General features: G+C 65.4%; 12 protein-coding genes. 4 read left to right on the forward strand and 8 right to left on the reverse strand.

The genetic code is table 11. The annotated features are described in order from the left end of the window. Window positions 1-4: 4 nt before the first annotated feature. Both O3301_RS04820 and O3301_RS04825 read right to left on the reverse strand, forming a co-directional pair. Entirely contained in the window at window positions 5-1,258 is a 1,254-nt protein-coding gene (locus tag O3301_RS04820; protein ID WP_305055710.1) for a TerD family protein, read from the reverse strand. Between the two features lie 243 nt (window positions 1,259-1,501). Next, window positions 1,502-2,077, reverse strand: coding sequence for a TerD family protein (locus O3301_RS04825; RefSeq protein ID WP_099667617.1), 576 nt, complete (start codon window positions 2,075-2,077; stop codon window positions 1,502-1,504). 213 nt (window positions 2,078-2,290) lie between these two features. On the opposite strand from O3301_RS04825, the gene O3301_RS04830 reads away from it, so the two are divergent. The 4 genes from O3301_RS04830 to O3301_RS04845 all read left to right on the forward strand — a co-directional run bounded on the left by O3301_RS04830 (window position 2,291) and on the right by O3301_RS04845 (window position 7,700). Further along, window positions 2,291-3,055, forward strand: a complete 765-nt coding sequence (locus tag O3301_RS04830; RefSeq protein ID WP_305055711.1) for an alpha/beta fold hydrolase — start codon at window positions 2,291-2,293, stop codon at window positions 3,053-3,055. Continuing rightward, a complete protein-coding gene (locus tag O3301_RS04835) occupies window positions 3,052-3,537 on the forward strand; it encodes a dihydrofolate reductase (protein ID WP_305055712.1) in 486 nt (161 codons plus the stop codon). The genes O3301_RS04830 and O3301_RS04835 overlap by 4 nt, the downstream gene beginning before the upstream one ends. 239 nt (window positions 3,538-3,776) lie before the next feature. Then, window positions 3,777-6,035 carry an arginine/lysine/ornithine decarboxylase gene (locus O3301_RS04840; protein ID WP_034784421.1) on the forward strand — a complete coding sequence of 753 codons (2,259 nt, stop codon included), beginning with the start codon at window positions 3,777-3,779 and terminating at the stop codon, window positions 6,033-6,035. A 276-nt stretch (window positions 6,036-6,311) separates the two neighbouring features. Next, a complete protein-coding gene (locus O3301_RS04845) occupies window positions 6,312-7,700 on the forward strand; it encodes a sigma-54 dependent transcriptional regulator (RefSeq protein ID WP_305055713.1) in 1,389 nt (462 codons plus the stop codon). A gap of 6 nt (window positions 7,701-7,706) precedes the next feature. On the opposite strand, the gene O3301_RS04850 is transcribed toward O3301_RS04845, so the two are convergent. The 6 genes from O3301_RS04850 to O3301_RS04875 are packed head-to-tail and all read right to left on the reverse strand — an operon-like array spanning window position 7,707 to window position 14,558. Beyond that, the gene (locus O3301_RS04850; RefSeq protein ID WP_305055714.1) at window positions 7,707-8,435 is read right to left on the reverse strand and encodes an amidohydrolase family protein; all 729 of its coding nucleotides are present in this window, start codon (window positions 8,433-8,435) and stop codon (window positions 7,707-7,709) included. 9 nt (window positions 8,436-8,444) lie between these two features. Next, complete coding sequence (locus O3301_RS04855; RefSeq protein ID WP_305055715.1) at window positions 8,445-9,095, reverse strand: hypothetical protein; 651 nt, start codon at window positions 9,093-9,095, stop codon at window positions 8,445-8,447. Between the two features lie 34 nt (window positions 9,096-9,129). After that, window positions 9,130-9,987 carry a hypothetical protein gene (locus tag O3301_RS04860; RefSeq protein WP_305055716.1) on the reverse strand — a complete coding sequence of 286 codons (858 nt, stop codon included), beginning with the start codon at window positions 9,985-9,987 and terminating at the stop codon, window positions 9,130-9,132. Next, the gene (locus O3301_RS04865) at window positions 9,971-11,017 is read right to left on the reverse strand and encodes an aminotransferase class I/II-fold pyridoxal phosphate-dependent enzyme (protein WP_305055717.1); all 1,047 of its coding nucleotides are present in this window, start codon (window positions 11,015-11,017) and stop codon (window positions 9,971-9,973) included. The genes O3301_RS04860 and O3301_RS04865 overlap by 17 nt, the downstream gene beginning before the upstream one ends. Window positions 11,018-11,037: 20 nt before the next feature. After that, window positions 11,038-13,212 carry a hypothetical protein gene (locus tag O3301_RS04870; RefSeq protein WP_305055718.1) on the reverse strand — a complete coding sequence of 725 codons (2,175 nt, stop codon included), beginning with the start codon at window positions 13,210-13,212 and terminating at the stop codon, window positions 11,038-11,040. Beyond that, window positions 13,209-14,558 carry a hypothetical protein gene (locus O3301_RS04875; RefSeq protein ID WP_305055719.1) on the reverse strand — a complete coding sequence of 450 codons (1,350 nt, stop codon included), beginning with the start codon at window positions 14,556-14,558 and terminating at the stop codon, window positions 13,209-13,211. The genes O3301_RS04870 and O3301_RS04875 overlap by 4 nt, the downstream gene beginning before the upstream one ends. Window positions 14,559-14,561: the final 3 nt, after the last annotated feature.

A 14,561-nucleotide genomic window follows, 5' to 3' on the forward strand; every position in this document is an offset into this window, starting at 1 on the left:
CCTCCTAGGCGATATAGCGGCGCGGATTGTCCGCGTTGAAATCATCTTCGTCTTCCTTGTCCTCGCCCTTGAAGACGACGGGACCGTTGAAGGCCAGTTGCAGATTCTCGCCCTGCCAGCTCAGCCACGGCGTCGCTTCGCTGCCCGGTTCCGACGTCTTCCCGGACGGTTCGAGGATGATGCTGTCGGGCGTGATGCGCGCCATGCCGATCACATAGGTGTAGACGGAATCGTCCTCGGCCGCCTTGGACAGGCGGAAGTCGTACGCGCACTCGACGATCTGCTCGCCATATTGCATGACCATCTTCGGCCGCATGGAAGCGACCGACACGGCGCCATTGGCCAGCGCCGAATACACGCTGAAGACGAGGCCCACCGTGCCGCCGTACTGTTGCGCCAGCGCGGGATTGACTTCCACCGTTTCCGTGGCCGGTTCCTTGCCCGATGCGCCCGCCACGTCGCCCAGGTGGCGCACGTACGGCATGACGTCGAAGCTGCCCGGCGTATCGGGCGCCTGGATGAAGCGCATCTGGCCGTTTGGCAAGAGGATGCCGACTCTTAAATCGAGGTCGTCGTTATCGTCGTCGCCATCGCCGTTATCGACCCAGCTGGCCTTGACGGTGAGCTTGCCCGGCGCGCCCGCGCCTTTTTGCAGCGACACCTTGTGCGTCTGGCCCGCCTTGGTCAGCGAGATTTTCGACAGGGAAATTTTTGGCGGCGGCGCCGGCTCCGCTGCCGCCTGCGCCACTTCGCCGCCGAAATGCGCGACCAGTGCGTCCAGGCCGCCATTGAAACCTTGGCCCACGGCCATGAAGCGCCAGCCGCCGTCCTTGCGGTAGAACTCGCCCAGCATGACGGCTTTTTCTTGCGCAAAATCAGATCCCGCATACGTGTAGCGGGCCAGCTCGCGCCCGCCATCCTGCAAGCGCAGGTAGCCGCTGCCCAGCTGCGCCATGGTGGCCGCGCCATCGATGGCGGCCGTGACGACGAGGCGCTCGATGGTGGCAGGCAAGCGGTCCAGCTGATAGCTGAAACCGGCCGCATCGCCGGACGGCGCCGCCGCTTCGACGCCGCCGCACGGCGTGCGCGGCTGGTTAAAGAAAGTCATGTAGCGGTCGTCGGACAGTTTGCCGTTGGCATCGAGGCCGAAACAGGCAAAGTCCAGCGGCACGCCAGCGCTGGAGAGCCCCAGTTGCACGACATTGCCCGTGACGAGGCCGGACAGCGCCAGGCGCTGCCCCTTGATCAGGTTTTCCATGCGATTATTTATTCAGATGTGGGAGCTTCGGACAACGGCTCAGGGCAAGGCGCGTCGTCCGAAGACAGTACGAATGTACAGTCAGTCCATGGCGGCGCAACGCCGCCATGGACTGCCGTTTTGGGTTCTATACAAAGCTAAAAGAGCTTCGGACAACGGTTCAGGGCAAGGCGCGTCACCGAAGACAGTACGAATAGTACGGCGAGGTGACGCAACGCGGCCATGGGCCGTTTTCCGGAGCTCTTAGGCGTTGATGCCGAACGAGCGTGCCAGCGGGCCGAGTCCGCCCTTGAATCCTTGGCCGATGGCCTTGAATTTCCATTCGCTGCCGGCGCGGTAGATTTCGCCAAAGATCATGGCCGCTTCCGTCGAGCCGTCTTCCGACAGGTCGTAGCGGGCGATTTCCGCGCCGTTGTCGCCGTTCAGGCAGCGGATGTAGGCCTTGCCGACCATGCCGAAGTTCTGCTTGCGGTTTTCCGCGTCGTGGATAGTCACGGCGATGGCGATCTTGTCGATGTCGGCGGGCACGCTGGCCAGGTCGACGGCCACTTTCTCGTCGTCGCCATCGCCGCCGCCGGTCGTGTTGTCGCCCGCGTGGACGATGGAGCCGTCAGCCGACTTCAGGTTGTTATAAAAAATGAAATCGGCATCGGAACGGGCCTTGCCATCCGTTTTCAGCAGGAAAGCGCTGCCGTCCAGGTCAAAAGCGGCGCCATCGGTGGCGCGCGGGTCCCAGCCCAGGCCAATCACGATTTTCTTCAAGCCGGGAGCTTCCTTGCTCAGGTTGACATTGCCGCCTTTTTGCAAACTGATCGCCATGGTAATTCCTCTTTAATGTGGGGGTTGCATTCGGTGTTTCAGGTCACGTCGCCGGCACGCCGGCTTGATGAGCCATGAGCCTACCATAAAGTTCCGGCTTGCCAGCCGCGCACTATTGAAAATAATGCCATACGGAAAAATCGTGCCGCTGTCCCCATGCGCAAAATGACGGATAATGCCGCTCGACAAAAATTTTTCACACTAGGTTTGTCCTTGATCAATATACGACTCGACTGCATTCCTGGCACCCTGTGCGACGCACGCCTGTGGTCGCGCCTGGCGCCTGCCCTGGGCGACGCCTTTGAACTGCGGCACGTACCCCTGCACCAGGCGCGCACGCGCCCGCAGATGCAGCAGATGATCGCCAGCCACAGCGCTCCGCATGCCCATCTGGTGGGCTTTTCGCTGGGCGCCTACCTGGCGCTCGAACACGCGCTGGCGCACCCGCAGCGTGTGAAATCCCTCACTTTGATCGCCAATTCGGCCAAAGGTTTGCTGCCGGCGGAAATCGAAGCGCGCCAGCGCATCGTCGCCATGCTCGAGCGCAATGCCTATACGGGCATCACGCGCCAGCGCCTGCGCGAATTGCTGCACCCGTCGCACTTGCAGGACGACGGCATCACGGGCCTGATCCAGCAGATGGGGCTGGACCTGGGCAAGGAAGTGCTGCTGGCGCAATTTCTCACCACGATAGACCGCCCCGACCTGATGGCGCGCTTGCCGGAACTCGATTTCCCCGTGCTGATCGTGGGCGCCGAAGACGACAAGCTCGTCAATCCCGACGACCTGCGCACCATGGCCGCCCGCCTGCCGCAAGCCACCTTGCACATACTCAAAGACGACACCGGCCACATGATTCCGCTGGAAGCGCCAGGCGCGCTGGCGCAAGCCATGCGTGCGCATCTGGAGGCTGCCGGCAATTTCAACGATAATGACGGGCATCGGGCCTCGCCCCCACCTTTTTCACAGAACCAATGAGCTTACTGACCATCATCGTCGCCACCGACCAGCAAGGCGGCATCGGCATCGACAACACCCTGCCGTGGAAATTGCCGGAAGACCTGGCGCATTTCAAGCGCTTGACGACGGGCCACCCCATCCTCATGGGCCGCAAGACCTTCGATTCCATCGGCCGCCCGCTGCCGAACCGCCGCAACATCGTCATCACGCGCAATCCGGACTGGCGCCACGAAGGCGTGGAAGCGGCGCCGTCGCTGGAAGCGGCCATCGCCCTGCTGGACGGCGCCGAAGGCTACGTCATCGGCGGCGCCGACATCTATAGACAGTCGCTGGCCCTGGCGCAGCGCCTGATCGTCACGGAAATCGGCCAGACGTTCGATTGCGATGCGTTTTTCCCCGCCGTGGATCATGCCGTGTGGCAAGAAACCGCGCGCGAAGCGCATGTTTCGGAGAAATCCGGCCTGCCTTACGCCTTTGTCACCTTACAACGCAAAGCCTGATAAGGTTGATGTTGATTAACAGAATGTTGCTGTAATACCCCTGTCACACCGTTGCGTCACGCTAGCGCAAGCTTGTGGCGCTTTGGGGCGATATTTTTTTCCCGCAGAGGCCGCATTTCTGCGAGAATCCCGTTCTTATTTTTTTTATGCGGCTGCCGGGTTGCACTACCGCCTGACCGTCGCGCCCTAGTCCGCCCCTTCACATCTGTCAGGGGCGGCTTGCTTTTTTGGAGACATGCATGAAATTTCGTTTCCCCATCGTCATCATTGACGAGGATTTCCGTTCTGAAAATACGTCCGGCCTGGGCATTCGCGCCCTTGCCGCCGCAATGGAAAAAGAAGGCATGGAAGTGCTGGGCGTGACCAGCTACGGCGATTTGTCGCAATTTGCCCAGCAGCAATCGCGCGCGTCAGCCTTCGTGCTGTCGATCGACGATGAAGAATTCGGCGCCGGTTCCATCGAGGAAACCGATCACGCCTTGAAGTCGCTGCGCGCCTTCGTCGAGGAAATCCGCTACAAGAACGCCGACATCCCTATTTACCTGTACGGCGAAACGCGCACCTCGCGCCATATTCCCAACGATATCCTGCGCGAACTGCATGGTTTCATCCACATGTTCGAAGATACGCCGGAATTCGTCGCGCGCCACATCATCCGCGAAGCGAAATCCTACCTGGATGGCCTGTCGCCGCCGTTCTTCCGCGCCCTGGTGCACTACGCCAACGACGGTTCCTACTCGTGGCACTGCCCCGGCCACTCGGGCGGCGTAGCCTTCCTGAAGTCACCGATCGGCCAGATGTTCCACCAGTTCTTCGGTGAAAACATGCTGCGCGCCGACGTCTGCAACGCCGTCGAGGAACTGGGCCAGCTGCTCGACCATACGGGCCCCGTCGCCGCGTCCGAACGCAATGCGGCGCGCATCTTCAATGCCGACCATTGCTATTTCGTCACCAACGGTACCTCGACCTCGAACAAGATGGTGTGGCATTCGACCGTGGCGCCAGGCGACATCGTCGTCGTCGACCGCAATTGCCACAAGTCAATCTTGCATTCGATCATCATGTGCGGCGCCATTCCCGTGTTCCTGATGCCGACGCGCAATCACCTGGGCATCATCGGCCCTATCCCGCTGCATGAATTCACACCGGAAAGCATTGCCCGCAAGATCGAAGCGAATCCGTTCGCGCGCGAAGCGAAGAACAAGAAGCCGCGCATCCTGACCATCACGCAATCGACCTACGATGGCGTGATCTACAACGTGGAAACCCTGCGCGAAATGCTGGACGGCAAGATCGACACCCTGCACTTCGATGAAGCGTGGCTGCCGCACGCCACCTTCCACGATTTCTACAAGAATATGCACGCCATCGGCAAGGACCGTCCGCGCGCCAAGGAATCGATGATCTTCTCGACCCAGTCCACGCACAAATTGCTGGCCGGCCTGTCGCAGGCCTCACAAATCCTCGTGCGCGAATCGGACACGGTCAAGCTGGACCAGGACGCCTTCAACGAGGCTTACCTGATGCACACCTCGACCTCGCCGCAGTATTCCATCATCGCCTCGTGCGACGTGGCCGCGGCCATGATGGAAGCGCCGGGCGGCACGGCCCTGGTGGAAGAATCGATCATGGAAGCGCTCGATTTCCGCCGCGCCATGAAAAAGATCGACCAGGAATGGGGCCAGGACTGGTGGTTCCAGGTGTGGGGTCCGGCCAGCTTCAACGACGAAGGCATGGGCCAGCAGGAAGACTGGATGATACGCGCCGAAGATGACTGGCACGGTTTCGGCGACCTCGCTCCCGGCTTCAACATGCTCGACCCGATCAAGGCGACCATCGTCAACCCGGGCCTGTCGCTGGACGGCCAGTTCGGCGACACGGGCATCCCCGCGTCCATCGTCACCAAGTACCTGGCCGAGCACGGCGTCATCATTGAAAAATGCGGCCTGTACTCGTTCTTCATCATGTTTACCATCGGCATCACCAAGGGCCGCTGGAATACCCTGTTGACGGCCTTGCAACAATTCAAGGACGACTACGACAAGAACCAGCCGATGTGGCGCATCCTGCCGGAATTTGCGGCGGCCAACCCACGCTACGAAAAAATGGGCCTGCGCGACCTGTGCCAGCAGATCCACGATTTCTACAAGGCTTACGACGTGGCCCGTTTGACGACGGAAATGTATCTGTCGGACATGATCCCGGCCATGAAGCCGTCGGACGCGTTCGCCAAGATGGCGCACCGCGAAATCGAGCGCGTGGCCATCGACGAACTGGAAGGCCGCATCACGTCCATCCTGCTGACGCCGTACCCGCCGGGCATCCCGCTGCTGATCCCGGGCGAACGCTTCAACAAGACCATCGTCGACTACCTGCGCTTCGCACGCGACTTCAACGAGCGCTTCCCCGGCTTCGAGACGGATGTGCATGGCCTCGTGAAACGCGAAGTCGATGGCAAGCGCGGTTACTTCGTCGATTGCGTCAAATTGGACGATTAGTGACGGCCCATCCAATCTCGCTTGGCGCACTTTGCGGCCGGCGATGCTCACCGTACCAGAGTACGGTTACGCTTCTCGGCCACAAATCATTGCCGCTCGCTACGATTGGATGAACCGTCGTGACGTTCGTTAAAGAACGCTGCTTACATGGCGCCGCCTGATGCAAATCAGGCGGCGTTTTTCATTGTGGGCCAGCGCGCACGCTTGCGCCAGATCAAACGGCTGGGGTATCGGGCCTCTAAGATGGGCGACTCGTGCCCTCGTGACGGCAGACCTATGACGCTCAAGGTGTGGCTGGAAATCATGCAGCAGGCGGCGGCTGGCAGTGGCGCCTTGCTGGCGGCGGCCTTGAAGCAGGCTCAGGTAACTATAGCCCGGCGGCACGATGGCGAAGCAGATGGAACGGGCATCGTGCTGTTCGCCGAAGCCAATACGGCGCTGCTGCAGGCGCTGCCGGCGCTGTGCAGCCATGCCCGCGTGCTGGCCATCGCCGCCTGCGGCCAGGCCCTCAGCTGCGCGCAACAGCGGGCCCTGCTGGCGGCCGGCGCGCTCGATGTGCTGCTGTGGCCTGGCGGCGCCGTCGATGCGGGCCAGGTGCTGGCGCGCCTGCAGCGCTGGCAAGCCGTGGCGCAGCTGCTGGCGTCCAGCGCCGTGCGCCAGCAACTGGTGGGCGGCAGCGCTGCCTGGACCGCCTTGCTGCACCAGGTGGTGGAAATGGCCGCCTTCAGCCAGGCTCCGATGCTGATCACGGGCGAAACGGGCACGGGCAAGGATTTACTGGCGCAACTGGTCCACCGCCTGGGCAACTGCCGGGGCGACTTCACCATCCTCGACTGCACCACCCTGTCGCCGGAACTGGCTGGCAGCGAACTGTTCGGCCATGAACGGGGCGCGTTTACGGGCGCGGCGGCACCGCGCGACGGCGCTTTCGCCCTGGCCGACGGCGGCGTACTCTTCCTCGACGAAGTGGGCGAACTGCAACTGCCCCTGCAGGCGCAGCTGCTGCGCGCCATCCAGGAACGCAAATACAAGCGCGTGGGCGGCAATACCTGGCAACCGACGCAATTTCGCCTCGTCTGCGCCACCAACCGTGCACTGGAAGACGAGGTGGCGCGCGGCGCCTTCCGCGCCGACCTGTATTACCGCATCGCCGGCTGGCGTTGCCAGACGCCGCCCCTGCGCGAGCGCCAGGACGACATCTTGCCGCTGGCGCGGCATTTCCTCGCCGAACTGGCCCAGCAGCAGCCGCCCCCGCTGGACGCCGCCGTGCGCGAATACCTGCTGCTGCGCGACTATCCGGGCAATGTGCGCGAGCTGCGCCAGACCGTCACGCGCATCTGGCACCGCCATTGCGGCCCCGGCCCCATCACCATCGGCGCCCTGCCCCCCGAAGAACGGCTGCTGGCGCCGCCCTGGCCCGACCAGCACTTCGAAGCGGCCGTGCGGCGGGCCCTGACTCAGGGCTGCAAGCTGTCGCACATCGCGCGCTGCGCCACCGACATGGCCATCCGCCTCGTGCTGGCCGAGGAACACGGCAACAACCAGCGCGCCGCCGCCCGCCTGGGCGTGACGGACCGCGCCTTGCAGATACGCCGCAAGGCGGCCGCCTGCGCGACGCCAGCCGCGACTGCCGCTACGATTGCGATTCCGCCGGCCGCGCCTTGATCTGCCTCAAGCCAGCCGCGCCAGCCGCAAGAAATTGCCACCCGTAATCAAAGCCGCATCGGCCAGCGGCAAGCCTAGCAGCTGAATCTTGTGCAATTCCAGCCCCGGATGCAGCCAGGGGCCATCCGAGCCGAACAAGACCTTGTGCGGCCCCGCGCGGCGCACGGCCTGCTGCAGCAAGTCGAAGCGGCGCACGCCCGAGCTGTCCGCATGGATGTTACGGTGGCGGGCCAGATGGTCGATCAGCGCCAGCTGCGCCGCCCAGTCGTCGCCGAAGCTGCCCAGATGGGGCAGGATGAAATCGACATCGGGATACTGCTGCGCCAGCAGTTCGGCCACGGCCACTTCGCCGGCCGGGTCGTACAGCACGGGCAAGCCGAAGAAACGGGCCGCGTCGCACACTTCGCCGCTGATGCGCGCATCCAGACGGTGCGCCTTGATGCCGACAAAACCGTAGCGCTCGACGGCCGTGCGCACCAGATCCTGGATGCGGCCCCGGTCGCGCCGCGCATGCACGAAGGCAAAACCGTAGAAACGCTGCGGATCGGACGCGACCAGGCGCGCCACGCCATGGTTGGCGATGGCGTAATCGGAGTGGAAGGTGGCGAACAGCACGCTGCGGGCGATGCCGGCCGCCTGCGCGCGGCGCAGATAGGCTTGCAGCGGCGCATCGCTGTCCCACGGCCCGTTCAAGCCGTCGCCCGGTCCCGCATGGCAATGACAGTCGATGATCATCTTGCCGCGCTATTGCCAGTCGCCCATGACGACGATGCGGTTGCCGCGCCGGCGCCAGCGCCCGCTCTCCTCCTCGCCCTGCGGAGCGGCCGAACGGAAGTGTGGCAGTTGCTGGTGCAGGGCCCGCGTCAGCGCGCTTTCCACGGCACGCACGCTGCCGTCGCCATCGGCCGCCAGGCGCGCCGCCTGCCCCGCGATGCGCACGAAGCGGCGCGCCAGCTCCAGTTCGCGGTCGGCCGGCGCCGCGGCCTCCATCTCCAGTTCCAGCGCATTGCTGGCGGCGCGCCCCAGGGCCGAACCGAGCGCCGTGCCCACGCCCGGTATGGGTATCATCGAACCGAGGGCGCCGCCGACAAAGGGCAAGGCCGTCTTGGCCACGGCCTTCAAGGCGCCGCCCAGGGGCTTGGCCACCTTGGCGATGGTAGCACCCACCTTCTTGACGCCCTTCCACACGCTCTTGAAGACGTTGCCGAGAAACTGTTCCAGTTCCTCTTCGCTGGACACTTCCAGCAATTCCATGGCCAGCTGCAACTCTTCCTCGTCGCTGAAGACGGCCGGGGCGCTCCCCTTGCCGGACCAGGTTTCGCCAAACTCCAGCACTTCAAACGCGGCGCCGGCCCGCTGGCGGCATTGCGCGCATTCACATTCAAGTTGATGCATGATGTACTCCTTCGCAGTCGTCAAGGCGCTGTCGTCAGTTCCACATTTCACCCAGCACGGCCAGTTCCAGTTCGCGCCGCTGGTTGGTCAGCACGCCGCGCTGGTTGGCGAACATGTCGTCATGGATGCGCTGCTCGATGCGGCGCCGCTGCGCCGCCGAGGACAGGGCCGCCACGTACACCTGGTGCGCGCTGACGTCGACGGCCAACATCTGGCCGCACAGCCGGTGCTGCAGCAAACGGCGGTGCAGATCGTCCGTCTGGCCGCTGTAGGCGCGGCGCCTTCCACCCGCATCGAACTCGATCACGTACAGGCCCGGGCCGCGGCCATTCGGGTCGCGCAAGGCATTGGCCAGCGTCCCCAGCGCCTGGTAGGTCAAGGCGGCCGCTTCCGGCACCCGGCCCATGGTGCCGGCCAGGGTGGGCGGGATTTCACCTTGTTGCCCGTCATCGTCCTGGCCCTGGTCCTGACCTGCATCGATGCCCGGCTCCGGCTCCGGCTGGTCGCCAAAGGCCGGCTCCGCCACGGGATAGGCCTGCGGATAGAGGGTCGGGTAGAGGGGCACATAACCGCCCCAGCCCCGGTAGCGCGGCGGCAGATAGGGCAAGGGCGGCGGTGCGGGACGCGGCGGCCTGCGCGCCGGATTCGCCTGGTAGCGCGGCGGCGCGGGACGGCGCTGTCCGCGCAGGGGCGGCCGCGCGCGCAGCCCCCCGCCGCGCATGCCGCCGCGCACGCCACCGGGGGGCCAGCGCTCGCCCTCCCATTCGGCCTCGCCCTCTTCCTCCCCCTGCCACTCCTGCGACCACTCTTGCGACCACTCCCCCTGCCATTCCTGCTCGCCGGCCGCTCCCGGCTGCCCCGCAAAGGGCAGCATTTCAAACGCTTCGTTCATATCGCCTCCTGATGTGATATTCAAGCAAGCCCATCGCCTGCTCCAGTTGCCGCGATGTCTGGTCGGCCCGCAGCAGAAAAGTCAGCGCGCCGGGGACCTCCCCCGCTTGCGCCAGCGACAGCACGCCCGCTGCGCGCATGACCTGTTGCAAATGGGCGCGGCCGGGCAGGCGCTGCACAGGAAAGCTGCCCCCCTGGCAGGCGATGCCGGCCGCCGCCATCCCCGCCCTCCATTGCGCCACCCGCTCCGCCAGCCTGGCGCGCAGGGCATCGCCATGGCGCGCATTGAGCGCCAGCGCGCGCCGCGCCGCCGCCAGCACGGCTGCCGAAGGCGGACTGGCATGCACGCGCGTCTGGCTGTGCGCCGCGAAGCGCCGCAGCAAGTTGCCGCTGCCGGCCAGCACGGCCAGCGGCACGCCAAAGCCCTTGGCCAGCGAGGCGCCGACGATCAGGTGGCCGCCCCCCTTGTCGTAGCCGCCCGGCAAGCCATGCAGCCGCGCCGAGCCGCCACCAGCCGTGCCCATCACGCCCAGCACCTGCGTGTCGTCCAGCAGCAGATAGCCGCCTCCCTGGCGCGCCAGGGCCGCGTAGCCGGCCAGCGGCAAGACCTGTTCGCTGCCCGGCACATAGCCGTCGGCCAGGATCAGCGGGCGCCGCCCCTGCCGGCCCCAGTCCGCCGCCAGACGCCGCAGCACCGCCATCTCGCCGCTGGGAAACATGCGCAGGGGCAAGCCCAGCGCCTGCGCCCGCTCGGCGCCCCAGCGCGCGATGGCGTAGCTGCCGCCATCGACGAGGATCACCAGCCGCTCGGCAGCGAGCATGCCGAACAGGTCCCAGAACAGGTGCAGGGTCGACGGCAGCACGCAGGCGGCCTCGCAGCCTTGCAGCGCAGCCAGGCTTGCTGCCAGGGTTTGCGCGCCGGGCGGCTCCTGCAGCGCGGCCGGCTGACCCAGGGTCAGGCTGCTCCATGGCGCCAGCGTAGCCGCCGGATGGCGCATGCCCAGGTACAGCGCACTGGTAAAATCGAGCATGCACGCGCCTCGCTCCCGTCCTAGACGCTGCGCAGCTGCTGGCTCAGGCGCTGGCGCAGCAATACCGAGGGCATCGTCGCTTCGATCGCCGGGTCGCTGCTGTCGACGGACAGGTCGACCCCGGTGGCGGCGCGGTAGCCGTGGATATAGCCCTGCACTTGCGGGCGCCAGAAGCGCGCCCAGTTGAATGCCTGCGTGGGTTCGTAGATGTCGCTCCAGTTGCCGTAGCGCACGGAAAGCAGCAATTGCTCGCCAAAGATGGCCAGGTTACGGAAATGCATCACACTCGTATCCGTCCAGCCTTGCAGTTTCTTCATGGCATCGACCCGGTCCATCCACGGCTCCGGATACGCCACCATCACGCGCGTCGGCAAGAATTCGCGGAATTCGGGGCGCGCCAGCATCCATTGCTGCATCAGCATCTCGATGCGCGCCGTCGACGGCAAGTCGCCGAACTGGTTGTGCGCGCCCTGCGACAGGATCAAATGGATTTCCTTCAAGGCATTCAGCACGGGGAAGGCGTCCGCCTTCACGGTGGTGTCGTCATCCTGCTTGTAGAACGAGGTGAGCAGGCGCAGCAGGTGGTGGAACGCTTCCAGGAATTTGGAGCGGCTGTCGGCCGGCCGGAAGTGCTGCACTGCCTTGCCGTCCAGGCGCACGCCGTAGTGATGGTCATATTCGTAGTTGCGGCGCACCACGGTCAGCCGGTGCTGCTCATCCTGGGTGTAGCCCCACAGCAAGTTATTCAGGGGACGCAGCATGTCGATTTCCGTGTTCGACAAGGGGTCGAGGCCGCCGCCGGGCGCGCGCAGGTTCTGGAAGCGTTGCGCGATGGCGTTCATGGTCTGCACCAGCATGCCCTCTTCGTGCCAGTACGACCAGATCAGTTCCAGCAGGCAAGGGTTCGCCAGCTTTTCCTGGATGATGCCAAAGCACAGGTCCACTTCCCCCTCCTGGCCGCGCGGGATGCTGATGGGGATGTCGGGCAATTTGCGCCGGATCACGGCCAGGTAGGGCAAGGTCTGGAAGCCGTCGATGTTTTCCAGGTAATCGTTGCGCAGCACGGTTTCCAGGTCGCGCCCCTGGGGGATGTCGCGCCGGTCCAGATAGGCGTTGTCTTCGGCCGGATTGAAAGCCAGCGGCTGGTTCAGCACGCCGCAATTGACCATCACGAACGCTTCCGTCGCCACTTTCAGCACGCGGTAGGAGTCCGAATCGGAGAACGGCAGCGCGCGGCGCTGCTTGAGCTGCTGGAACATGTCCGCCTTCTTGACGAAGCGCTCCTGCTCGAAGCCGCGCACGGCGGCCAGGTCGCCGCAAAACAGGCTGTCCATGAAATGCAGGTAATTTGTAAACGACATCGCCTCGGTGCTGTTGCGTATCAAGGTCCACAGGGGCAAGTCTTCCGTCGGTTCCGTTTCCGTGCGCGTCAGCGACACGCCCACATTGCCCGAGATGGGCTGCGGCTGGCGCTCTTCCGTCTCGTATTCCGCATCCACGGCCAGCATGGCGTTCGGACTCAGCCCTTCCGGCACGGGCAAGGCGCTGCGCAGGTCGGGCCGCTGCGACAGCATCATCTGCGCCATGAAACGGTGCATGCCGGCGCGCCGCACGGGTGTGGAAAAGGCGTTCGGCGTGCCGCGCAGGGGCACCCATGGCGCGGCGGCCAACACCTGCACCTGGTCGCGCCCGTCGGCGCTTTGATCGCCGTCAAACGACACGGTGGCCACGGCGCGGTCGCCCACCCTGCCGAAATTGCAGTCGCTGGGATGGCAGTCCGGCGTTTCGAAGGCCAGTCCCACCTGCGGGTTGAGCTGCGGCTTGAAGCACAGCACGGCGCTGCAGCCGGCCTGCACCGTCACGCACTGGGGCGCCGTGGCGGGAAAATTGCCATACACGCCCACGTAGCTGCCCGTCGCCAGGTCGGCAAACACGGTGCCGCCACGGCCATCCGTCCAGCGCACGCCGACCAGCATGGCGGGGTCGGCTTGCCAGGCGGCGGCATTGAAATCATGGCAATCCGCCTCGGCTCCCCGGTACAGGCTGATCGCGGCATTGACGACCATGGCCCCGCTGTCCTGCTCGTGCACGGTGACGACGATGCTGCCGCCCTGCTGTTTCGGGCCCGCCTGGCCCGCCGCCCCGCCCCTACTGCCCATCTTGCCACCCATATTGCTGCTCATCTTGCTGCTCATGTCATTCTCCTCAATGGATAATCAAACGGCCTGCCGGACCGGCGGCCATGCCGCACGACATCCGCGCACAGCTCCGACGTGTCCAGGGTGCTGCGCAGGGCCCAGTGGGTCAGCAAACGCCCCAGCAGCTCGCTTTCGTCTTCCGGGCTCAAGGTGGCGCTGGCGCGCGCCTGTCCCAGCACGGCGAACACCAGGGTCGGCGTCGCCTGGTACATCTGCGCCGGCGCCAGGGTCCAGCTGCGAAACAGCTGCGCCAGCATGGCCGGCTGGCGCGTGTGCACGGCCATGGCTTCGACCAGCGAGCCGCCGCGCAAGGCCGGCGGCCGGTGCTGCACCAGCAAGCCCACCAGCGCGTCCATGCTGGCCTGCAACTGTTCCAACAAGCGCTGCCGGGCCGGCGGCAGGCCGGCCAGCGGGTAGTACGATAGCCACAGCTGCTCCAGGCGGCCCCACTGCGGATGCGGATACAAGGCCCGTCCCATGGCGCAGCTCAGGCGCACCCGCAGCCATGGCACCGGATGGGGATCGTCGATATTCAGGCGGAAGACAAACACGCGCGGCAGGCTGACCACGCCGATCAGGCCCAGGGTGGCGGCCACGCCGACCCGCGCCAGCGACCAGAAGTCGGCCACGATCTCGGAAATCCACCGCTCCCACAACTGCCACACGTGCACCAGGCCGCTGCTGCCGTGCTGCATGGCTTGCAGCACGGGCCGCAAGGACGCCACCAGGTCCAGCAGCGCCGCGCCCTGGTGGCCGATTTCGTGCACCAGCGACGAGGCGATGCCGCTGCCGATCATGCGTTCGCGCGGCAGGCGGATGATGGCGACGGGATTGTCGCCGCCGCCCGGCAGGCGCGTGCGCGCGCGGCGGATGGCCGCGCCCGGCCCCCGGTCCAGGTAGCAGATGACGGGCGGCGCCTGGTAGACATCGCCGGGCAGCGCCAGCGCATCGGCGGCAACGATGTCCAGGCCGGCCAGCCACACGCCCGTCTTGTGCTCGCTGCGCTGGGTGATGACTTCGTTGAACAGGTCGAACTGGGTCAGCGCGGCATTGAACTTCAGGCGCAGGAAAGTGAAGCGGCGCTGGGCCTCGGCGGCCGTGGCCATGCTGGCGCCGTCGGCGTGCTCGCGCCGCAGCCACCACTGGAACTGGGCCACCATGCGCCGCAAGGCGCGCCGGCCCTGCACCAGCTGGCTTTCGATGGCCGACTGGGCGCTGGGCATCAGGGACGCCGCCAGCACCGTCGGCTCGATCAGCGCAAACGGTTCCAGCCGCGCCAGCCGCGTCAGCAGCGAGCGCGCCTCCTGCTCCAGCATCCAGGCTGCATAAGCGCCGATGGCCATGAT

This window comes from Janthinobacterium sp. SUN211 (genome assembly GCF_030587315.1).
Taxonomy (GTDB): Bacteria; Pseudomonadota; Gammaproteobacteria; order Burkholderiales; family Burkholderiaceae_D; genus Janthinobacterium; species Janthinobacterium kumbetense.

Excerpts from the sequence above, each read along its gene's own strand:
- O3301_RS04820 (WP_305055710.1), bottom strand. The coding sequence starts at position 1,258 with ATGGAAAACCTGATCAAGGGGCAGCGCCTGGCGCTGTCCGGCCTCGTC.
- O3301_RS04825 (WP_099667617.1), bottom strand. The coding sequence starts at position 2,077 with ATGGCGATCAGTTTGCAAAAAGGCGGCAATGTCAACCTGAGCAAGGAA.
- O3301_RS04835 (WP_305055712.1), top strand. The coding sequence starts at position 3,052 with ATGAGCTTACTGACCATCATCGTCGCCACCGACCAGCAAGGCGGCATC.
- O3301_RS04840 (WP_034784421.1), top strand. The coding sequence starts at position 3,777 with ATGAAATTTCGTTTCCCCATCGTCATCATTGACGAGGATTTCCGTTCT.
- O3301_RS04845 (WP_305055713.1), top strand. The coding sequence starts at position 6,312 with ATGACGCTCAAGGTGTGGCTGGAAATCATGCAGCAGGCGGCGGCTGGC.
- O3301_RS04850 (WP_305055714.1), bottom strand. The coding sequence starts at position 8,435 with ATGATCATCGACTGTCATTGCCATGCGGGACCGGGCGACGGCTTGAAC.
- O3301_RS04855 (WP_305055715.1), bottom strand. The coding sequence starts at position 9,095 with ATGCATCAACTTGAATGTGAATGCGCGCAATGCCGCCAGCGGGCCGGC.
- O3301_RS04860 (WP_305055716.1), bottom strand. The coding sequence starts at position 9,987 with ATGAACGAAGCGTTTGAAATGCTGCCCTTTGCGGGGCAGCCGGGAGCG.
- O3301_RS04865 (WP_305055717.1), bottom strand. The coding sequence starts at position 11,017 with ATGCTCGATTTTACCAGTGCGCTGTACCTGGGCATGCGCCATCCGGCG.
- O3301_RS04870 (WP_305055718.1), bottom strand. The coding sequence starts at position 13,212 with ATGAGCAGCAAGATGAGCAGCAATATGGGTGGCAAGATGGGCAGTAGG.
- O3301_RS04875 (WP_305055719.1), bottom strand. The coding sequence starts at position 14,558 with ATGGCCATCGGCGCTTATGCAGCCTGGATGCTGGAGCAGGAGGCGCGC.